This window comes from Erwinia papayae (assembly GCF_058241465.1).
Genome location: NZ_JBZCHT010000002.1, coordinates 263,679 through 284,148 on the forward strand (window position 1 = coordinate 263,679; position 20,470 = coordinate 284,148).

General features: G+C 53.9%; 20 protein-coding genes and 5 pseudogenes. 10 read left to right on the top strand and 15 right to left on the bottom strand.

The window, feature by feature from the left end; translation table 11 throughout:
• The first annotated feature begins 87 nt into the window (after positions 1-87).
• Positions 88-1,095: an HTH-type transcriptional regulator GalR gene (gene galR, locus AC3RPL_RS01185; RefSeq protein WP_490738673.1), complete on the top strand. Its 1,008-nt coding sequence runs from the start codon at positions 88-90 to the stop codon at positions 1,093-1,095.
• 1 nt (position 1,096) lies between these two features.
• Here galR and lysA read toward each other — a convergent pair whose 3' ends face one another.
• Positions 1,097-2,359: a diaminopimelate decarboxylase gene (lysA, locus tag AC3RPL_RS01190; RefSeq protein ID WP_490738674.1), complete on the bottom strand. Its 1,263-nt coding sequence runs from the start codon at positions 2,357-2,359 to the stop codon at positions 1,097-1,099.
• 115 nt (positions 2,360-2,474) lie between these two features.
• Between lysA and AC3RPL_RS01195 the strand changes: the two genes are divergently transcribed.
• Positions 2,475-3,395, top strand: a complete 921-nt coding sequence (locus AC3RPL_RS01195; protein ID WP_490738675.1) for a LysR family transcriptional regulator — start codon at positions 2,475-2,477, stop codon at positions 3,393-3,395.
• On the opposite strand, the gene AC3RPL_RS01200 is transcribed toward AC3RPL_RS01195, so the two are convergent.
• Positions 3,392-4,555, bottom strand: a complete 1,164-nt coding sequence (locus tag AC3RPL_RS01200; protein ID WP_490738676.1) for an MFS transporter — start codon at positions 4,553-4,555, stop codon at positions 3,392-3,394. The genes AC3RPL_RS01195 and AC3RPL_RS01200 overlap by 4 nt on opposite strands.
• 464 nt (positions 4,556-5,019) lie before the next feature.
• Here AC3RPL_RS01200 and AC3RPL_RS01205 point away from each other — a divergent pair, with 464 nt between their 5' ends.
• Positions 5,020-5,643, top strand: coding sequence for a serine protease (locus AC3RPL_RS01205; RefSeq protein ID WP_490738677.1), 624 nt, complete (start codon positions 5,020-5,022; stop codon positions 5,641-5,643).
• A gap of 106 nt (positions 5,644-5,749) precedes the next feature.
• Positions 5,750-6,409: a DUF1345 domain-containing protein gene (locus tag AC3RPL_RS01210; RefSeq protein WP_490738678.1), complete on the top strand. Its 660-nt coding sequence runs from the start codon at positions 5,750-5,752 to the stop codon at positions 6,407-6,409.
• Between the two features lie 94 nt (positions 6,410-6,503).
• Here AC3RPL_RS01210 and AC3RPL_RS01215 read toward each other — a convergent pair whose 3' ends face one another.
• On the bottom strand, positions 6,504-6,722 hold the full coding sequence (locus AC3RPL_RS01215) for a hypothetical protein (RefSeq protein ID WP_379891772.1): 219 nt from the start codon (positions 6,720-6,722) through the stop codon (positions 6,504-6,506).
• A 175-nt stretch (positions 6,723-6,897) separates the two neighbouring features.
• Between AC3RPL_RS01215 and AC3RPL_RS01220 the strand changes: the two are divergent.
• Positions 6,898-7,110 (top strand): annotated as a pseudogene (locus AC3RPL_RS01220) (tlde1 domain-containing protein); the annotation flags it as partial.
• Between the two features lie 470 nt (positions 7,111-7,580).
• Here the strand turns inward: AC3RPL_RS01220 and lysS are convergent.
• From lysS to xerD, 5 genes are all read right to left on the bottom strand, one after another.
• A complete protein-coding gene (lysS, locus tag AC3RPL_RS01225) occupies positions 7,581-9,101 on the bottom strand; it encodes a lysine--tRNA ligase (protein ID WP_490738679.1) in 1,521 nt (506 codons plus the stop codon).
• A gap of 9 nt (positions 9,102-9,110) precedes the next feature.
• A protein-coding gene (gene prfB, locus AC3RPL_RS01230; protein WP_152542783.1) for a peptide chain release factor 2 occupies positions 9,111-10,209 on the bottom strand; the annotation gives its coding sequence in 2 pieces (ribosomal slippage) (positions 9,111-10,133 and positions 10,135-10,209; 1,098 coding nt in all).
• 136 nt (positions 10,210-10,345) lie between these two features.
• Positions 10,346-12,064 carry a single-stranded-DNA-specific exonuclease RecJ gene (gene recJ / locus AC3RPL_RS01235; protein ID WP_490738680.1) on the bottom strand — a complete coding sequence of 573 codons (1,719 nt, stop codon included), beginning with the start codon at positions 12,062-12,064 and terminating at the stop codon, positions 10,346-10,348.
• A 5-nt stretch (positions 12,065-12,069) separates the two neighbouring features.
• Positions 12,070-12,771, bottom strand: coding sequence for a bifunctional protein-disulfide isomerase/oxidoreductase DsbC (dsbC, locus tag AC3RPL_RS01240; protein ID WP_034938625.1), 702 nt, complete (start codon positions 12,769-12,771; stop codon positions 12,070-12,072).
• Positions 12,772-12,814: 43 nt separating this feature from the next.
• The gene (xerD, locus tag AC3RPL_RS01245; protein ID WP_261640934.1) at positions 12,815-13,708 is read right to left on the bottom strand and encodes a site-specific tyrosine recombinase XerD; all 894 of its coding nucleotides are present in this window, start codon (positions 13,706-13,708) and stop codon (positions 12,815-12,817) included.
• Between the two features lie 99 nt (positions 13,709-13,807).
• Between xerD and fldB the strand changes: the two genes are divergently transcribed.
• A complete protein-coding gene (gene fldB, locus AC3RPL_RS01250; protein WP_490738681.1) occupies positions 13,808-14,296 on the top strand; it encodes a flavodoxin FldB in 489 nt (162 codons plus the stop codon).
• Between the two features lie 225 nt (positions 14,297-14,521).
• Here the strand turns inward: fldB and AC3RPL_RS01255 are convergent, their stop codons facing one another.
• Positions 14,522-14,932, bottom strand: a complete 411-nt coding sequence (locus AC3RPL_RS01255; protein WP_490738682.1) for a protein YgfX — start codon at positions 14,930-14,932, stop codon at positions 14,522-14,524.
• On the bottom strand, positions 14,913-15,179 hold the full coding sequence (sdhE, locus tag AC3RPL_RS01260; RefSeq protein WP_034938641.1) for an FAD assembly factor SdhE: 267 nt from the start codon (positions 15,177-15,179) through the stop codon (positions 14,913-14,915). The genes AC3RPL_RS01255 and sdhE overlap by 20 nt, the downstream gene beginning before the upstream one ends.
• Positions 15,180-15,397: 218 nt before the next feature.
• Here sdhE and ygfZ point away from each other — a divergent pair, with 218 nt between their 5' ends.
• Positions 15,398-16,378: a tRNA-modifying protein YgfZ gene (ygfZ, locus tag AC3RPL_RS01265; protein WP_490738683.1), complete on the top strand. Its 981-nt coding sequence runs from the start codon at positions 15,398-15,400 to the stop codon at positions 16,376-16,378.
• A 34-nt stretch (positions 16,379-16,412) separates the two neighbouring features.
• Here the strand turns inward: ygfZ and trhA are convergent, their stop codons facing one another.
• Positions 16,413-17,066, bottom strand: a complete 654-nt coding sequence (trhA, locus tag AC3RPL_RS01270; RefSeq protein ID WP_490738684.1) for a PAQR family membrane homeostasis protein TrhA — start codon at positions 17,064-17,066, stop codon at positions 16,413-16,415.
• Positions 17,067-17,397: 331 nt separating this feature from the next.
• A pseudogene (locus AC3RPL_RS01275) lies at positions 17,398-17,640 on the bottom strand (SDR family oxidoreductase); the annotation flags it as partial.
• Here AC3RPL_RS01275 and AC3RPL_RS01280 point away from each other — a divergent pair.
• Both AC3RPL_RS01280 and AC3RPL_RS01285 read left to right on the top strand, forming a co-directional pair.
• Positions 17,587-17,751: pseudogene (locus AC3RPL_RS01280) on the top strand (type II toxin-antitoxin system HicA family toxin); the annotation flags it as partial. The pseudogenes AC3RPL_RS01275 and AC3RPL_RS01280 sit on opposite strands and share 54 nt — an antisense overlap.
• Complete coding sequence (locus tag AC3RPL_RS01285; protein WP_490738685.1) at positions 17,748-18,107, top strand: type II toxin-antitoxin system HicB family antitoxin; 360 nt, start codon at positions 17,748-17,750, stop codon at positions 18,105-18,107. The pseudogene AC3RPL_RS01280 and the gene AC3RPL_RS01285, both read left to right, overlap by 4 nt.
• Before the next feature lie 124 nt (positions 18,108-18,231).
• Here the strand turns inward: AC3RPL_RS01285 and AC3RPL_RS01290 are convergent, their stop codons facing one another.
• The 3 genes and pseudogenes from AC3RPL_RS01290 to AC3RPL_RS01300 form a co-directional block, all read right to left on the bottom strand.
• Positions 18,232-18,456, bottom strand: coding sequence for a hypothetical protein (locus AC3RPL_RS01290; RefSeq protein WP_490738686.1), 225 nt, complete (start codon positions 18,454-18,456; stop codon positions 18,232-18,234).
• A complete protein-coding gene (locus AC3RPL_RS01295; RefSeq protein WP_490738687.1) occupies positions 18,453-18,968 on the bottom strand; it encodes a T6SS effector amidase Tae4 family protein in 516 nt (171 codons plus the stop codon). The genes AC3RPL_RS01290 and AC3RPL_RS01295 overlap by 4 nt, the downstream gene beginning before the upstream one ends.
• 456 nt (positions 18,969-19,424) lie before the next feature.
• Positions 19,425-20,129, bottom strand: a pseudogene (locus AC3RPL_RS01300) (phage portal protein); the annotation flags it as partial.
• Between the two features lie 93 nt (positions 20,130-20,222).
• On the opposite strand from AC3RPL_RS01300, the pseudogene AC3RPL_RS01305 reads away from it, so the two are divergent.
• Positions 20,223-20,470, top strand: a pseudogene (locus AC3RPL_RS01305) (ogr/Delta-like zinc finger family protein).

A 20,470-nucleotide genomic window follows, 5' to 3' on the forward strand; every position in this document is an offset into this window, starting at 1 on the left:
CCGCTGACATTCTGTCTGCTTGAAGTGACAGGAGAATTCCGCAACACTGAGCGGATGTAAACGTTTACCCAGGAAGGCTTACGATTTATGGGCACGATTAAGGATGTTGCCAGGCTGGCTGGCGTTTCCGTCGCCACGGTTTCCCGAGTCATAAACAATTCACCGAAAGCCAGTGAAAGTTCACGGCAGGCGGTGAACAGCGCGATGGTGCAGTTACAGTATCATCCGAATGCCAACGCCCGTGCGCTGGCGCAGCAGTCAACCAAAACGATGGGGCTGGTGGTCGGTGATGTTTCCGATCCCTTCTTCGGTGCGCTGGTCAAGGCGGTGGAGCAGGTCGCCTATGAGACCGGCAATTTTTTACTGATTGGCAATGGTTACCATATTGAGCAAAAAGAGCGTCAGGCGATTGAGCAGTTGATCCGCCATCGTTGTGGCGCGCTGGTGGTCCACGCCAAAAAGATCCCGGATAACGAGCTGTTACCGCTGATGGCACAAATCCCCGGCATGGTCCTGATCAACCGGGCGCTGCCGGGCTATGAAAAACGCTGTATTGCTCTGGATGATCGCTACGGTGCCTGGCTGGCAACCCGCCACCTGATTCAGCAGGGGCACCAGAATATTGCCTTTATCTGCTCGAACCATCCTATTTCTGACGCCGAAGATCGGCTTCAGGGCTATTACGACGCGCTGCGTGAACACCATCTGCCCTGTAATGATCGGCTGGTGGCGCAGGGTGAACCGGATGAAGTGGGCGGCGAACAGGCGATGACAGAGCTGCTCGGACGCGGTAAACCCTTTACCGCCGTCGCCTGCTATAACGATTCGATGGCCGCCGGTGCGCTGGCGGTACTGAGTGACAACGGGGTGCGGGTGCCGGAAGAGATGTCGCTGATTGGCTTTGATGACGTACTGGTTTCACGCTATGTCCGGCCACGTCTGACCACCATTCGCTACCCGATTGTGACCATGGCGCAGCAGGCCGCCGCGCTGGCACTGGCCTTAGCCAATAACCAGCCGTTACCGGAAGTGACCAATATCTTCAGCCCGACGCTGGTGCGTCGCCACTCGGTGGGTGCGCCGGGCCAGAGCTGAGTTATGCCAGCTGCTGTTCCAGCGCCAGCAAATCCTCTATCGTCTGGGCGCGGCGGATAAGACGCGACTGACCGTTTTCAAACAGCACTTCCGGCAGCAGCGGGCGGCTGTTGTAATTTGAAGACATAGAGGCACCGTAGGCACCGGTATCGTGAAACACCAGGTAATCGCCCACCTGCACATCCGGCAGCGAGCGCGTCTCTACCTGCCCCCCTTCCAGCTGCGTAAAGACATCGCCGGATTCGCACAGCGGCCCGGCCACCACGCTTTCCACGGTGCGTTGTTCATCAAGCTGATGCCCTTCTCCCGCCATCGCGGAGATATGGTGGTAGCTGCCATACATCGCAGGCCGCATCAGGTCATTAAACCCGGCATCCACCAGCACGAAGTGACGGCTGCCCATCTGCTTAACGGCACGAACCTGAGAAACCAGCACGCCGGACTCCGCCACCAGGAAACGACCTGGCTCGATTTCCAGCTTCACCGGATGGCCCAGATGCTGTTCAATGCGTTTACGCGCCGCATCCCACAGGCTGAAATAATGATCGGTATTGATCGCCTCTTCGCCCGGACGGTAAGGAATCGACAGCCCGCCGCCAGCGGAGATGGCATGCAAATCCTGACCGAAACTGACCACCTGATGCACCATCGCATCGCAGACCTGCTCCAGGTGACCATAGTCCACGCCGGATCCGATATGCATGTGAATGCCAACAAGCTTCAGCTGATGGCGTTGCAGCGCGGCCAGCGACAGCGGCAGATCCTCAGGCCAGATACCGTGTTTGCTGTTTTCGCCGCCGGTATTGGTTTTCTGGCTGTGTCCGTGACCGAAACCCGGGTTGATACGCAACCAGACCGGATGTCCCGGAGAGACCTCGCCCAGTTGTTCAAGCATATCCACCGACCCGGCATTGACCGGAATTTTTAGTTCAGCCACCCGCGCCAGCGTCGGCACGTCAAGCACATCGGCGGTGAACACGATGTCATCGCCACCGGGCTGGAATCCGGCGACCAGCGCACGCTCAATTTCTCCGAGGGACACCGAATCCACTCTCACCCCGGCAGCCTGCATCAGCCGCAGAATATGAATATTGGAACAGGCTTTCTGCGCAAAGCGCACCACGTCAAACTGCTGTAACTGTGCGATGCGCGCGCGAATGATATCAGCATCATAGACCCACAGCGGTCCCCCTGACTTTTGCGCCAGTGGCAGAAGGTTATCGCGGTTGAGTGCAGTTTCCGTGTTACTGAGCAGACGTGGCATAAAATTTCTCCTGAGGGTAAAGGCCTATTACGCCACAGCAAGGCAATGATTAAAAATATCTGTTTTAAGGCACTCTATTCATCCATGATATAGCTTTGATTTTCAGGAGCGGGCAATGACGGGCATTACGCTGCGCCATGTTGAGATTTTCCACGCGGTGGTCACCACCGGTAACCTGACGGAGGCGGCAGCGCTGCTGCATACCTCGCAGCCGACGGTGAGTCGCGAACTGGCAAGATTTGAAAAACTCAGCGGGCTGAAGCTGTTTGACCGGGTGCGCGGTCGCCTGCAACCCACGGTCCAGGGATTGCGGCTGTTTGAAGAGGTTCAGCGTTCATGGTACGGACTGGACCGCATTATCAGCGCCGCCGAAGGACTGCGCCAGTTTCGCCAGGGTGAGCTTTCCCTCGCCTGCCTGCCGGTGTTTTCCCAGTCGCTGCTGCCGCTGCTCTGCCAGCCTTTTTTACAACGCTACCCGGAGGTCAGTCTGAACATTATTGCGCAGGAGTCGCCGCTGCTGGAGGAGTGGCTCTCCGCCCAGCGCTATGATCTGGGGTTGACCGAAACCGGTCAGACGCCTGCCGGTACTGAACGCACCGAACTCTTCACCGCAATGGAAGTCTGTGTCCTGCCCCCCGGAGATGAACTGGCGCAAAAAAACTGCCTGACACCCCAGGATTTCAGTGGCAGAAACTACATCAGCCTGTCACGCACCGACAGCTATCGTCAGCTACTGGATAAACTGTTCAACGAGCAGGGAGTGGAGCGGAGGATGGTGATGGAAACCCACAGCGCGGCATCGGTCTGTTCGATGGTCAGAGCCGGAGTCGGCGTGTCGGTAGTCAATCCGCTGACCGCGATGGAGTATGCGGGCAGCTGCGTGACCATCAGACGCTTCAGCGCCGAAATCCCCTTTACCGTCAGTCTGATCAGACCGCGCCACCGCCCCTCTTCTGCACTGACGGATGCCTTCTGCGCCCATCTGCAACAGCATATCAGCCTGTTTACTCAGCGACTGGCGGCGCTGTTGGATTAAGCCCGGGCGGTTTGCGGTCGCCCGCCTGAACGACGAAAGGTAATCAGAGATACCAGCAGGCCAGCCACTGCCAGCCCGGCGGCCACTACCGGCACCACCGTCAGTCCAAAGCCAGAGCCGATTACCGCGCCGCCAGCCCAGGCACCAAAGGCATTGCCAACGTTGAAAGCGGATATATTCAGCGTCGAAACCAGATTGGGCGCGTCCTTACCGTGGCGTACCACGTTAATCTGCAAGCCGGGCACAATGGCAAAGGTCGCCATCGCCCAGAGAAACAGGGTGATTTCCGCCAGCCACACCGCATGGCTGGTCCAGCTGAACACCAGCGAGAACAGCGCAATCAGCGAAAAGCTGAGGATCAGGCTGAATGACACTTTCCAGTCGGCCAGCCTGCCGCCAGGAATATTACCCACCGTCAGACCTGCGCCAATCAGAAACAGCGTCCAGCTGACGCCGCGATTGCTGATGCCGGTCACCTGCAACAACAGCGGCGCAATGTAGCTGAACAGCGCAAACATCGCCGCAGCAAAACAGACGGTCATCAGCAGCGACAGCCACAATTTTCCGTTAGCCAGTGCGCCAATCTCACTGGCGAGATGCACCGGTTTTTCGTCCCGATTGCCAGGCAGACTGAACAGCAGGGAAATAAAGGCCAGCAGGCCGATAGCCGATACGCCCCAGAAAGTGGCGCGCCAGCCGAGAAGCTGACCAAACCAGGTCCCCAACGGTACACCCAGTACGTTCGCCAGCGTCAGTCCGGTAAACATCAGCGCCACCGCTGAAGCCTGTTTACCCGGCGCGACCAGGCTGGCCGCCACCACTGAGCCAATTCCGAAGAAGGCACCATGGCAGAGCGCGGTAATTACTCTTGCCAGCATCAGCAGGTTATAGCTGTAGGCCAACGCACAAAGAATGTTACCGACAATAAAAATTGCCATCAGCAGAATCAGCGTACTTTTACGCGGCAACTTTGCGGTCAGTAAGGTCATTATCGGCGCGCCAATCGCCACCCCCAGCGCATAGCCGCTAATCAACCAGCCGGCAGAGGGGATCGATACCGTTAAATCGGCGGCCACTTCCGGTAGCAATCCCATGATGACAAATTCCGTGGTGCCAATGGCAAAGGCACTCAACGCCAGCGCCAGTAAGGAAACGGGCATGTTTCTATCTCCAGATATTCTTCAGGTTTTACCACCAGTCATTCCCGGTAGTAAAAGAGCTCGGACTCCGCTCTAATAGTGACTAAAATTGATCTACATCACAAATATCATTTAGCTTAAGTATGATGGATGCTTACATACCGTTAACATTAAGCATCCGTAACGGCTCTGGCGGCCCTGAGCAGGGGGTCCGTGCGCTGAAAAGTACGTTGCTGTTGCATAACAGGTCCAGTCAGAGCCTGATTTATCAGCCTGACTGTTAATGAATTTTTATCAGTAAAACTCAGATCGTTCTTAGTTTTGTCGTTCAGCAGCGACAAACAATTGTCATTTGACGCAGAATGCATCAGGCTTTGTGTTAAGTAAAAAAGATTAAAGCTTCTTGAGCGTTTGCCGATACCTCGATGACGGATTACCGGGCGTTTGATGTGACGTGCTTGATCAATTCTTTTCGAGGACTAAAAATGCGATGCGCAATAAGCCTGCTATCTCTGATACTGGCCGGGTGCTCAGTTGGGCATTATGAGTACAGCCGCGAAGCGGAAAAACGGGTCGATATGACCGTTACCGGTATTCCAACCGTGTTGGGCATTGGTACATTAGGCACCACCATTCCCCTGACGTCTGAATACAGCCTGACCGCTGCCCATGTGGCAAAATATTCGCTTTATCGGGTCAAAGCCAGACACCCACTGTGCGACCTGGCGGTGGTCTATCACCCCAATCCCAACATCCAGCCGCCACATTTTCGTAACGGACATATTGGCGACAAAATCAACATGTATGGCTACAGCTTTATTTCCGCCATGCCGGTGGCCTCTACCGGCACCAGTCTGATTAATACCGGGCTGCAAAATGACTGGAATAAGCTGGGATGTGTGGTGGTGGCCTCCGATGCGGTGGTGGTGAAAGGGATGTCCGGTGGCGCGGTGTACAACGCATCTGATGACTCCATCGCTGGCGTTATTGTGGGTTATTCTGACCGCATTAATGACTTAAAAACCGGCAAGGCACTGTATAAAAACGTCTCGCTGTATGTCCCTTATGCCAGCTTTAAACAGTGGCTGGATACCGCCATCAAGTCATGATTGCCGGGAAGCCTGTTCGTTCAGCGAAAAAAGCAGAACGTCCGGGCGTTTTCCCGGTCACCGTCTACAGTTGACTGATTGAGCATTCACTTAGAAACGCCACATCATGTCCAGTTCTCTGACCACCCACCTGTTTGCCCGGCTGCGCCTGATTTTCGCTATTGCTGCCGGTCTGGTTTGTTACTTTGTCCTGCCTGCGCAATCAGGGCAATTGCAACGTTTGCTGATAAGTTGGAATGTGCTGGCGTGGATCTATCTGGCGCTAATCTGGTTTCGTATGTTGCGTACTGATGCCGATAAGATCAGGCATATCGCCAGCGTCCAGGATCAAAGTGCCGCGCTGGTGCTGACGCTGGTGATCGTGGCCTGTGTGACCAGTATTGTGGCGATCCTTAGCGAGCTGCCGACGCTGAAACACCTCACCGGTTCGGCGCGCACACTGCATCTGCTGCTGACGGTACTGACCCTGATTGCCTCATGGGCATTACTGCCCAGCGCCTTTGCCATGCACTATGCTCACCAGCACTATCTGCATCGTAGCGACAGCGTCAGCCCATTTATTTTCCCGGAAAAAAACGCCAGGCCAGGATACTGGGATTTTCTTTACTTCTCTTTTACCATCGCCGTGGCAGCGCAAACCGCCGATGTGGCAACAGGCACCACAGAGATACGCAAACTGACGCTACTGCAATCAGTCATCTCATTTATTTTCAATCTGGCCGTTCTGGGACTGTCGGTGAATGTCGGAGCCGGTTTGCTGAACTGATACCCGCTGCCGACCGCTAAGAGAAGAGCAAGCCTGGCCTCGGATCACCGTGACGGGGTCAGAGGCGCAGGCAGATGAGCTTTGGAGACCTTGCTTATTGTTGATTCTGTTGCTTAGCCGCCTCTTTCTGTTTTTTACTCGCCATATGATGCCCCACCGCACAACCCGCCGCCGCCCCGGCGACGCCATGATGTTTGATATGACCCGCCACGCCGCCTACCGCGGCCCCTTTCAGGCAGCCTTTCGCGTCGGCCTGAGAACTGACCGCCATAAGAAGACCGGCAGTGATAACGATTATGGAAAACTTGCGCATCAACTTTACTCCCTGAGAATGAAAACAGCCTGATTAGCCAGACTGTGAGTTGTGATAATCCTGAGCATAGTTGAAGCGGACATTGATCAGGTGCTGCCCGCATAAACCTTAAAACTGTCTTACCGGCTGTTACGATTTCACTGGGGTTGATGGTTCAGGGCCTGGAGATCATACGTGGGTTGAAGGAGTCCGACGGGGGAATTTTCGACTGCATCCGGGTGTGGTTTCGGAAGGTTGTATAACTCTTAAAAATAATTCAGATTTTGCCTTCTTTCGTGGGTGCCTTATGAGGACAGCGCTGGTGAATGTAACTTGCATGAGAAGACTGAAAGCACGTGGTTACATTGAGGTAAAAAGTTATGGCTATGGTGAAGATTGTCCGGCGTAGCGCTAAGACAGTTCTGTTTATCTTGCTGTTCTGTCTCTTTGCCCAGCTGATTGACTCTTCAAAGTTTATTAGCCCGGGAGCAGCTAACAGCTTTTCTTGCTGGTTGCATGGCAGTGCAAGTCAGGAAAATTTCGACGATTTATGGTTTTTTTCTCTGATGTACTGCTCACCCTGCTGGCTACGGCTGTGGCTTATGACATAGTTCTGGTGCTATATCGCAAGGCGATAAAACGCTGGGCGTGGCGGGTGCAGCAGCACTGAATGTTTGATGCAATTACGCGAGGCCCGGCCTGATTCATGAGGGTGCGCCCCCTCATTATGCTGTGCTGCAAAGTTTGCCAGCGCAGACAGCGACTGGCATCGCTCAGCGCTGACAGAAGGTTGTGATGGCAGATATAACTTTTTTCTGATCCCGATCAGCAAAAAAAAAAGGGGCGAATAATTTCGCCCCGATACTGAATGCAGAGAGATTACTTACTGCCGGGCCGTAAAGCCGGGAACAGGATCACATCACGAATCGTGTGGCTGTTGGTAAACAGCATCACCATCCTGTCGATACCAATGCCCAGACCCGCAGTGGGTGGCAAACCATGCTCCAGCGCGGTGACGTAGTCTTCATCGTAGAACATCGCCTCATCATCACCCGCGTCTTTGGCATTCACCTGCTGAAGGAAACGTTCTGCCTGATCCTGCGCATCGTTCAGCTCTGAGAAACCGTTGCCGATTTCACGTCCACCAATAAAGAACTCAAAGCGGTCAGTGATTTCCGGGTTGAGATCGTTGCGCCGCGCCAGCGGTGATACCTCTGCCGGATATTCGGTGATAAAAGTTGGCTGGATCAGATGGCTTTCCGCCGTCTCTTCAAAGATTTCCGTCACCACGCGTCCCAGTCCCCAGCTTTTCTCGACTTTGATGCCCAGCGACTGTGCAATCGCCGTCGCTTTTTCCATATCATCAAGATCGGCAAGGTCGGTTTCTGGCCGGTACTTCAGGATCGCCTCTTTCATGGTCAGCTTTGCAAAGGGCTTACCGAAGTCAAACTCCTCTTCACCATAAGGCACCACGGTGCTGCCCAGCACCTCCTGCGCCAGCGTACGGAACAGGCTCTCGGTCAGCTCGATCAAATCCCTGTAATCCGCATACGCCATGTAGAGTTCCATCATGGTGAACTCAGGATTATGGCGTGGGGAAATACCTTCATTGCGGAAGTTACGGTTGATTTCAAATACGCGTTCAAAACCACCAACCACCAGTCGCTTCAGATACAGCTCTGGCGCGATACGCAGGTACATATCAATATCCAGCGCGTTATGATGGGTGATAAACGGTCGGGCTGATGCGCCACCGGGGATCACCTGCATCATCGGTGTTTCCACTTCCATAAAATCACGGCCAACCATAAAGTTGCGGATACCTGCCATAATTTTCGAACGGACTTTAAAGGTGTTGCGCGAATCGTCGTTGGCAATCAGATCGAGATAACGCTGACGGTAACGGGTTTCCTGATCGGCCAGTCCGTGGAATTTGTCCGGCAGCGGGCGTAAAGCCTTGGTCAGCAGACGCAGTTCATGGCAGTGAATCGACAGCTCGCCGGTTTTGGTTTTAAACAGCTTACCGCGCGCACCGACGATATCGCCAAGATCCCATTTTTTAAACTGCTCGTTGTAGATACCTTCTGCCAGGTCATCACGAGAGACATACAGCTGAATGCGGCCACCCACGTCCTGCAAGGTAACAAACGAAGCTTTGCCCATGATGCGGCGAGTCATCATACGACCGGCGACGCTCACCTCAATACCAAGCGCCTCCAGTTCTTCGTTTTCTTTGTAGTCATAAGCCGCATGAAGCTGCTCTGACAAGGTGTCACGACGGAAATCATTCGGAAATGCCACGCCATTTTCACGCAGCGCACTGAGCTTTTCACGACGCGTTTTCAGTTCATTATTCAGTTCCAGTGCGGCGTCAGCACTCTGCGGTTGTTGTTCAGACATGTCAGTTCCTTATAGTCCTGCTTTCAGACTTGCTTCAATAAATCGGTCCAGATCGCCATCCAGCACCGCCTGAGTATTGCGGGTTTCCACGCCGGTGCGCAAATCCTTGATACGGGAGTCATCCAGTACATAAGAGCGGATCTGACTGCCCCAGCCAATGTCGGATTTGTTATCTTCCAGCGCCTGTTTCTCAGCATTTTTCTTTTGCATTTCCAGCTCGTACAGCTTCGCTTTCATCTGCTTCATTGCCTGGTCTTTGTTCTTATGCTGAGAACGGTCATTCTGGCACTGCGTGACGGTATTGGTGGGAATATGGGTGATACGCACCGCAGATTCTGTCCGGTTTACGTGCTGACCACCGGCACCCGAGGCGCGATAGACGTCGATACGCAGGTCAGCCGGGTTGATTTCAATATCAATATCGTCATCCACTTCCGGATAAATAAACGCAGAGCTGAACGAGGTGTGGCGGCGACCACCGGAATCAAATGGACTTTTACGTACCAGGCGATGTACGCCGGTTTCCGTACGTAACCAGCCAAAGGCATAGTCGCCCATAATGCGCAAGGTGGCCGATTTGGTGCCGGCAACGTCACCTTCAGATTCTTCAATGATTTCAGTTTTGAAGCCTTTCGCTTCGGCCCAGCGCAGATACATCCGCACCAGCATACTGGCCCAGTCCTGGGCTTCGGTGCCGCCGGAACCGGCCTGGATGTCGATATAGCAATCCGCACTGTCGTACTGACCGGAGAACATGCGGCGGAACTCCAGCTCTGCCAGTTTCTTCTCCAGCGTATCCAGCTCTGCCACGGCTTCGTTGAAGGTATCTTCATCTTCGGCTTCCACCGCCAGGTCCAGCAGGCCGGAAACGTCTTCCAGCCCCTGACTCATCTGATCCAGTGTCGCAACAATGGCTTCCAGCGAGGAACGCTCTTTGCCCAGCGCCTGCGCGCGCTCAGGCTCATTCCACACGTCCGGCTGTTCCAGCTCGGCGTTAACTTCTTCTAGACGCTCTTTCTTCGCATCGTAGTCAAAGATAACCCCTGAGAACGCCGCTGCGCTCAGAGAGATCCTGAATTCGGTTTTTTACCGGGTTAATTTCAAACATGTTTTCAGTCTTCTACAATCTGCAATGTAATGGCGTAGTTTACCCGAATTCACGGGGGGTTTGTAGCGTTGAAAAGCGTGATTCGCGGGCTTAATCAGACTGTTGTTGACGGTCGCGCGCGCTCATCCAGCCCCTTTTACAACGGCCATATTCGTTCAATAATCAGCTGCACGCTGCGATTGCCGCGAAACTCGTTGATATCAAGTTTATAGGCCAGCGTGACCTGTCTGACGCTGGGATCAGGCCACTGGGTGGTATCAATATTAAAAGCGATACCGTCGATCAACGGACCGCCGCCGAGAGGTTCCAGCATTACCTTCAGGTGTCGTTCTCCCACCAGACGCTGTTGAATAAGCTTAAATTTGCCGTCGAACTGCGGCTCCGGAAAGGCCTGTCCCCACGGCCCGGCACCGCGCAGCAATTCAGCCGTCGGCAGGGTCAGCTCCTGTGCCAGCAGCTCGCCATCCGACCAGACCACCCCCTGCAACGCTTCCGCATCCAGTAATTCACCCACCAGTTCGCCAAATTGCTGACGGAAGGTTTCAAACTTTGCTTCTTCCAGCGTCAGGCCTGCGGCCATTGCGTGACCGCCAAATTTGAGCATCAGCCCCGGATTCAGGCTATCCAGCCGCTCCAGCGCATCACGCATATGCAACCCGGCAATCGAGCGGCCTGAACCTTTCAGGGTGCCATCGCCGGAAGGGGCAAAGGCAATGACCGGTCGGTGAAAACGCTCTTTCAGCCTTGATGCCAGAATGCCAACCACCCCCTGATGCCACTCCGGATGATACATAGCAATACCTGTCGGCAGTGCCTCGCTGCTGCGTTCAAGTCTGTCACACAGCGCCAGCGCTTCCGCCTGCATCCCCTGCTCTATCTCTTTGCGCGTCTGATTTAACGCATCCAGTTCTGCCGCCAGCATTCGGGCCTGAGCCAGGTCTTCACTGAGCAGCAGTGCCACGCCGATGGACATATCATCAAGTCGCCCCGCCGCATTCAACCTGGGGCCCAATGCAAAGCCAAGATCGTTTGCCGCAAGTTGGCGAGCGTCTCGCCCGGCGATTTCCAGCAAGGCCCGGATCCCCACCCGGCACTTACCGGCGCGAATGCGGTTTAGTCCCTGCCAGACCAGAATGCGATTATTGGCATCAAGCGGCACCACATCGGCAACGGTGCCCAGTGCCACCAGATCAAGTAGCTCAGCCAGATTCGGCAATGTTTCGACACCGCTTTGTCGCAATCTGGCGCGCAAAGCCAGCATCAGGTAAAAGGCCACCCCCACACCGGCCAGCGTTCGGGAAGGAAAGCCGCAGCCATCGAGGTTTGGATTAACGATAGCCTCTGCCTCGGGCAGCGTTTCGCCCGGCAGATGGTGGTCGGTGATCACTACCGCGATGCCTTTTTCATGCGCCAGACTGACGCCAGCATGAGAAGAAATACCATTATCCACGGTGACTATCAGCTGTGCGCCGCGGGCAGCGGCCTGCTCCACCACTTCCGGACTCAGACCATAGCCATCATCAAAGCGATTGGGCACCAGATACTTAACGTTACATCCCCCCATGCTGCGCAGCGCCAGTACCGTCAGGGCGGTACTGGTTGCGCCGTCAGCATCGAAATCCCCAACAATCATGATGCACAGGTTGTCGACAATCGCCTGATGAAGAATCGTTGCTGCCTGCTCAATGCCATCGAGAGAATGGAAGGCATGAAGATACTTTGCGCCACGCTCCAGTTCGGTTGCCTGCTTAACGCCGCGATACAGGTAGAGACGCCGCAGCAAAGGATGAAGATCGTCCGGCAGGAGACAGCCTTCCGCCGCCTCCCGGCGACGGAGTTCAGTTTTGCTGTTCACTGCGCTCAGCCACCCTTCTGGCTGTCAAGCATTTGCTTCATTTCCTGTGGTCCCTGGTAGCCCGGAACCATCATGCCGTTCTGCAACAGGATAGCCGGTGTCCCCTGAATGCCATAAAGCACGCCCAGTTGGTATTGTTTAGCAAGATCGATTTTGCAGTCGGCAGGTGAAACGGCTTCGCCTTTCATGGCGGCATCGAAGGCTTTTTTACGATCGGCCACGCACCAGATCGATTTCATATCTTTTGCTACCTGACCGTTCATCCCTTCACGCGGAAAAGCAAGGTAGCGGACGGTGATACCCAGCGCATTGTAGTCAGCCATCTGCGCGTGCAGCTTGTGACAATAGCCACAGGTGATGTCGGTAAAGACGGTGATCACATGTTGTTCTTTTGGCGCTTTATAGATGATCATCTCATCGCGCAGTGCTTCAACTTTCTTCTCCAGCAGTTTATTGGTTACATTGACCGGCTGGCCCGCGCTGACGTCATACAGCGGTCCCTGAATGAATTGTTTTCCATCGTCGGTGATATATAACACGCCGCTTTCTGACAGCACGGTTTTCATACCGGGCAGTGTGGAAGGCTGGATTTCAATCTGTTGCAGGCCCAGTTTTGTCAACGACTGGCGGATGGCCGCATCGTCAGCATGGGCAAAACCGGTAAATGCGGTTATCAGCAGTGAAAGTAAAAGGTGACGCTTGTTCATTTAATGTCCTTAAAGCCTCATTGTCGGGCTGTTTACCTTCGCGCTAAGCGCGGGGATGATGCTGTTGATGTAACTGACGCAGCCGCTCTGTGGCGACATGCGTGTAGATCTGGGTGGTCGACAAATCACTGTGTCCCAGCAGCATCTGTACGACACGCAGATCCGCGCCGTGGTTCAACAGATGAGTGGCAAATGCATGGCGTAGCACGTGGGGTGAGAGTTTCTCGCTGTCGATCCCCGCCAGTGTGGCGTAATGTTTAATCCGATGCCAGAAAGTTTGTCGGGTCATTTGTTGCGCACGGTTACTGGGAAACAGCACATCCAGAGCCTGACCGTTAAGCAACCACGGGCGACCATACTCAATATACTGCTCCAGCCAGTGCACGGCTTCTTCCCCCAGAGGGACCAGCCGCTCTTTATTGCCTTTGCCAATTACCCGCACCACGCCCTGACGCAGACTGAGATTATTCAACGTCAGGCTGACCAGCTCCGTGACGCGCAGACCGGTGGCATACAACAGCTCCAGCATGGCTTTATCACGCAGTTCTACCGGCTGTTCAGTTCCCGGAGCCTGAAGCAGACGCTCAATCTGAGCTTCGCTGAGATCTTTCGGCAGCCGCTGCGGCAGCTTTGGTGAGGCCAGAATGGCACTGGGGTCGTCTTCACGCAGTTTTTCACGATAGAGGTACTGAAACAGGCGACGCATGGCGCTGAGCAGGCGCGCTGAGCTGGTGGCTTTATATCCCCCCTCGACCCGTTCAGCCAGAAAAGCCTGTAACTGGGCTGAATCCACCCGCAGCAGGTCCGAATCATGGTGGGCCAGCCACTCCGCCAGCGAGGTTAAATCCAGCCGGTAGGAGGCCAGGGTATTCTCCGCCAGATTTCGCTCTGACCATATAGCGTCAAGAAACTGTTCTATCCGATCGTTATCCTGCACCTTTTCCCCTTACTTTCTGCGCTGACGGCGGCAACACTGCCGGGGTGCAATTCTGATATAATCCGCCCCATTGCACCACGAACATTGAGTTAATCAGAAATGAATATTGGTCTTTTTTACGGTTCAAGCACTTGCTACACCGAAATGGCGGCAGAGAAAATCCGCGATTTTATCGGTGAAGATCTTGTTACCCTGCACAACCTGAAAGACGATGCCCCGGAACTGATGGAACAGTATGACATGTTAATCCTCGGCATCCCCACCTGGGATTTTGGTGAGTTACAGGAAGACTGGGAAGCTGTCTGGCATAAACTGCCCACGCTTAATTTACGCGGTAAAGTTGTGGCGCTGTATGGCATGGGCGATCAGGCCGATTACAGCGAGTGGTTCCTGGATGCGCTGGGCATGTTGCATGACATTCTGGCTCCCCTTGCGGTGCAATTTGTTGGCCTGTGGCCAAACGAGGGTTACCAGTTTACCAGCAAAAAACCGCTGACAGCAGATGGCCGCCATTTCGTTGGCCTCGCGCTGGACGACGTCAATCAGTATGACGCTACCGATGAGCGCATTGCGCAGTGGTGTGAATAGATCCTGACAGAGATGGCAGCCCTGCTTTAATCCGTCAGGCAAACCACCAGGCTGGCGGTTTGCCTGACGCAACAATCCTTTCACGGCCTGATCGAATCTCAATCTGCAACTCGCAGGCTTAAAGACTCTGCGCTGCCTCCCCCTGTCCCTGCCCCTGAAAAGTGCGGTTAAGATAAGACTGGCTCTCTGGAGCGCAGTTAAACCAGTAATTGAGGATTACGCCCGTTATTTATGGCCTGGCGCGCCACATATCAAATGTTTGCGCAAATCCCGCCACTCCTCGGCAGACATGCTGTCAGCAACCAGCCACAACTTTTCCTGTTCACCTTTTGCCGAACGCAGTGGTATCAGGATTGCCTGACGGGTTATCCACGGACGTCCGCTGATTTGCCAGCGCCGCTGTCGCCACTGAAACTGTCTTCCCTCAAACAGGGCAATCTCACCTTCCCTGCTGCCGATTCGCCGCTGGCTGCGTACGCATTCAAACACCACCAGCGTCAACAACAGCATCCACACCACCGTGTAACTGGCGGGCCAGGGGGCAAGCAGTAAGGCGATGATCACCATGCCATGCAGCAGCAACGAAACCCACTGCGCACGCCAGGAGACCCGCAGGTCAGAGTGCCACAGGGCCACGTTGCTTGTTTCGCTGCTGAATCAGTTGCACCATGCGCTTCAGTTCTGCATCAGGCGGTTCGCCGTGGTTCATCAACCAGTTGAACAGATCCGGATCGTCACTTTCCAGCAGTCGAACGAAAACCTGTTTATCGCTGTCACTCAATGAATCATATTCGTACTCAAAAAACGGCATGATGGAGATATCCAGTTCACGCATGCCGCGACGGCAGGCCCAGTGAACACGGGCTTTATTATTAATGTCCATTTTATCATCGTCAGTCAGTCAAACATGGCCGTCAGTGTATCGCGTTTTGCACGGGATGTTGATGCAGCAATTTTTAGCTTACGAGCCGTTTCGCAAAGCAGCTGCATTTGTTACAGGGATATCACGCGTTTTGTGCGTCGTTTCCAGGAAACTGGTTGCAAAGCCGGTCGGCTCTTCTAACATGACCGGCAGAGCTTATCTTCATTCAGGAATACATCATGCCGACTTTATCTTTTCCGCCTCGTCAACCTGCGGCTTCATCGCGCCTGCCATTGACGTTGATTTCACTGGAAGAGTGGGCGCTGGTTCAGGTAACCGGCGCAGACTGCATCAGCTATCTTCAGGGGCAGGTGACGCTGGATGTCGCTGCGCTGTCTGCCAGTCAACATCTTCCTGCCGCGCATTGCGATGCCAAAGGTAAAATGTGGAGCAATCTGCGTCTTTTTCATCGTGGTGAAGGGCTGGCCTATCTGTTACGACGCAGTCTGCGCGATGCGCAGATTACAGAGCTGAAAAAATATGCTGTGTTCTCAAAAATCAGTATCAGCGCCGATGACGACGCGACTTTGCTGGGCGTGGCGGGTTTGCAGGCGCGGGCTGCGTTAGCCGGCTGTTTTGACCAGTTACCCGATGCTGAAAACCCTGTGGTGCAGCAGGGTGAAACCACCCTGCTGTGGTTTGCTCTGCCTGCCGAGCGCTTTATGGTGGTAACCAGCCATGATATCGCGCTGACGTTGCAGGATGCGCTGAAAGGCCAGGCGCAGCTCGCCGACAGCGCACAATGGCTTGCGCTCGATATCGAAGCCGGTTTCCCGGTAATTGACGATGTCAGCAGCAGCCAGTTTATTCCACAGGCGACCAATCTTCAGGCGCTGGACGCCATCAGTTTTAAAAAAGGGTGTTACAGCGGTCAGGAGATGGTTGCCAGGGCGAAATTTCGCGGTGCAAACAAGCGCGCCCTCTACTGGCTGGCGGGTACAGCAACGCATCTTCCGGCGGCTAACGACGGGCTGGAGCTGAAGCTGGGTGACAACTGGCGTCGTACCGGAACCGTTCTCACTGCCTGCCGCCTGGATGACGGTACAGTGTGGATTCAGGTGGTGTTGAATAACGATCTTGAGCCTGACAGTGAGTTACGTGTGCAGGGTGATGAAACGGGCAAGCTGACCATTCAACCGCTGCCCTATGCATTAAGCTGAGCAACCTGACCAGGGGCCATCCGGCCCCTGTTATTCAGGAAACGTAGAGATAAATCGCCAGAAAATGGCAGAGGCTTCCCCCCAGCACAAAGCCGTGCCAGATTGCGTGGTTGTAAGGGATTTTTTTCGCCACGTAGAAGATAACCCCCAGCGAATAGATAACGCCGCCCAGCGCCAGCAGCCAGACGCCGCCCGGCGAAAGCTTTAACGTCAGCTGATAAATGACGATCAACGACAGCCATCCCATCAGCAGATAAGTGGTGACCGACAGCGCCTCAAAGCGCTGCACGAACATTAATTTGAACACTACGCCAATCAGCGCCAGGCTCCAGATGACCACCATCAGGGCATGTGCCAGCGGCGACTTCAGTCCAACCAGCAAAAATGGGGTGTAGGTGCCCGCAATCAGCAGGTAGATGGCGCAGTGATCCAGCTTTTTAAGCCAGTATTTTGCCCGCTGAAAGGGGATAGCATGGTAAAGAGTGGAAGCCAGAAACAGCAGGATCATGCTGCCGCCATACAGGCTGTAGCTGGCAATCGCCATGATGCCTGCCTGGGTGTCAATGGCATGGTTCAGCAGCAAGACCAGTCCGACAATCCCCAGAATACAGCCGATACCGTGGCTGATACTGTTAGCCACTTCTTCGGCCAGCGAATAGCCGTGTGCCAGTAACGCTTTATTGGCCATAACACTTACTCCCTGGAATGAAACGGGCTTGCTGATACCGGGTAATATCAGCGCTCAGTACTGTTAATATCGGCCAGTACGCCCGAAAATTGAGCAGGTTCAGCGTATCTGAGAATAATTTCAGAGTACACATGTAAGCTAAAATAAACTGTGAATGGCTGTAACAGCAGCAAATCCGCGAGTTTTCACTAACCTGCACAAAATAATCATCACAAGGCGGCGGAGAAGACTTACTGACAGCAGATCGAGCGTCTGGAAAATGATTTCATTGCCGTCCCTGCGGGGCGGACAACTTTGTGACGCAGTAGCTAAGTTAGCGGTGTTTGTCAGGCTAACGCCCACCGGCCGCATCTGTAAACGTACCGGTAACATAAGAGGCGTCGTCACTGATCAGCCAGCCAATCACCCGGGCAATTTCTTCTGGCTGTCCTCCCCGCCGCATTGGAATGGTCGATGCCACACGATCCACCCTTCTAGGTTCCCCTCCGTCTGCATGCATTTCGGTATAGATAAAACCCGGCCGGCGCTGGGAGGGGACGTTAAGGAGGGGCGCGGTTCCCGCTGTAAGTTTATCCTTAACGGCAGTATCGCTAACTTTCATCGTCCCCATCCTTCACCAGATACGGGCAAAGGTGCAATAGTTAACCTGCGTGACTGGCTTGAAAACACAGGAGTTAAGCCATGAGCAAACCATCAACACCCAATACTATCGATATCGCCGGACAACCGGCCATTATCAACTATGTGCCGGATCTGGGAGCGTTTCGCGGTAAGTTTCTGGGGCTGACCGGCTATTGTGATTTTGTATCGGACAGTATTCAGGGGCTGAAAAAGGAAGGTGAAATTTCGCTGCGTGAATATCTGGAGGATTGCAGCGCTTCGGGGATCGAACCCTATGCCCGTCAGGAGAAGGTTAAAACTTTCACGTTACGTTATCCGGAATCATTTGGTGAGCGACTTAATCAGGCTGCGGCGGAGCATGAAACCTCAGTTAATGCCTTCATTATTGAGACGCTGAATGAACGTATGAAACACGCCTGATCCCTCTACAGAAAAGATCTGAAAGCGCAGTGATGGGCGGCAAAATATCGTCAGTTGCCGCCCGGTGAGCAGCTGGCGATCATGACTGAATTACTGAGCGATCATGACAGCCCGGAACTGTAGTCTATTGCCGGGTCAGCCTTCTGGCTACCATCCAGCCAACCATCGCACCAAGAATGGCCAGTACAAGCGTACCAATGAAGAAGATTTCAAAGTTTGCAGACATCTGATCTTCGCCATGTATGGGGCCAACAAATGTTTGACTGATAAACGGCATCAGCAGGTACATTAAACCCGCGCCACATATCGACCCGGCCAGCGTGGAGAGCGTTATTTTGAGTATTCTCATATCATTTTCCAGAACCAGATTTCCTTAGCATTAGCAAAACTCGACCAGAGTCCGTCTATGCTCAGACCCCACTGGATACGAAAGTAACTGAGTTTCGTTGTCAGCCGGTCACCGTTCCACAGATCGATGTGGTCTCCGCTGCGGTTAAGAAGACTTTCATTTCCCCGTCGCCAGTAGTCCTTAAAGAAGATGATCCCGTGCTGATTTTTGAGCACCTTCTCAAAATTATCAACACTGACTTTCACCATCGGGAAAACGCCCGATATGTTGGCGCTTCTCAGGGCGTTAGCCAGTTCTTCAGCACGCAATACATGCCCTTCGCTTTTAGGGTGCAGCCAACAGAACTGTACCCGCAACTTAGTCACGTCATACCCACACCGCGCCAGTGCTGTGCCAATGCGTATTGCACACTGATCATCAAAAGCTTTATGCCCGTCCTCCCTACGACAAGGATTTTCATCACCCTTAACTTCGGGGTGGGCATTCCATAACGCTGAAAAAGTCATACTCATATGCAGTCCTTTACAAGAGAAAATGTCACTATAATTACAAAAATTCAGCTATGCCAGACTCATTAAAATTGCTGCACAAATTTGCACAATTTTTCTGATGCTGTTTATGCCCTTTCCGCCCTGTGGCGGAGCGGTCTTGCCCTGGAACGGCAAATGCACAAAAAACGGAACGAATGTCGCGCGCAGGTGACGGGGGAACAGCCCACGCGACGGAGGGTCGGGAGGTAATGCCTTTAATTGCCATTCTCCGGCCTTTTTCGCCTTCTCAGCGCACTTTCTCCCTACTTGATGTTCGCCGGGTCGATTGCAGATTGCGTCTGCCAGAATGGTGCTCATGCGTTCTGAGTGGGGAGTGTTAAAGGTTGTGCGGAGTGGTGATCAGGTGGTGGCCGATCATGCGACGATTGAAAATTACTGAAGGAGAACCGCCACAGGATGCGCGGCGGGTGCATCGGGTTACTCGTCTTTGAGCAGGGCGTAAGGAGTGAAACGGATCACTTCCTGTCCCAGCCAGTCATTGATATTCTTCAGTGCTTCCATAACCGGCATCAGTTCATTGATGGCAAAGACGCGCGCGGCTTTTTCAACGTCGCCAAACGATCCTTTCTCACCAGGCATAGCACCCATCAGTTGCGGCGGCACGCGGTGGGCGGCAAGAATATCGTCACGCGTAACAGATTTGATATTCAGAAACTCATCTTTTGCAGAGATCTGACTGAACGGTATCAGCTATACACCATCCTTACCACCGCCCGGCGCATTGATCCGCACGTTTTTGAATGCGCTTTTTCCTCTGGCCTCTGACAGATTTTTTTGCACCACCTTTATACTTTCCTGGTCAACCTGCGCCGCACCGACGTAGAGTATGCAGCCAGCATGTGAGCCATTATCGTAATAGAGTTTGCGGAACTTATCGGCGGAGTGTGACAGGCTGGCGGAAAGCAGCGCGCCTATATATTCCGGCATCCCGTAGATCTCCTGGTGAAAATCAGGATTCATTACGTGGCAGACCTCACCCGCTTTAAACATGTACTCATCCTTCCACTGACGGATAAAATAAGTGTACAGATCGCTGCCGCGGCCTGTGTATTTCGCAGGAACATGGCGCAACGTCAGCGGCCCATTCAGGCGATTACGGCGGCACTCCAGATAGCAGTTGCCATCCGGCTGGAACTGGAGGCAAAAATCTCTGACTGGATAGCGGAAACTGAATAGAATGTCATGGAGTTCAACTCCCACAGGGGAGCCATCATTATGTTCAGATGTCCATTTTGCGGCGCTATGGCCCGCACCCGTACCAGCCGTAAAATAACCGATATGACCATCCGGCAGTATCATCAGTGCCAGAATCTGGAATGCAGCCGTTCATTCACCACGCTTAAGAGCGTGGAACGGGAAGTAAAAAAGCGAGCTGGCACCGCGCCGTGCCGCCTGACTTTATCCCCCGCGATGCCTTCCCGGCTTCACACTATGGCAGGGAACAGTTAGATCTGATGCTTTAA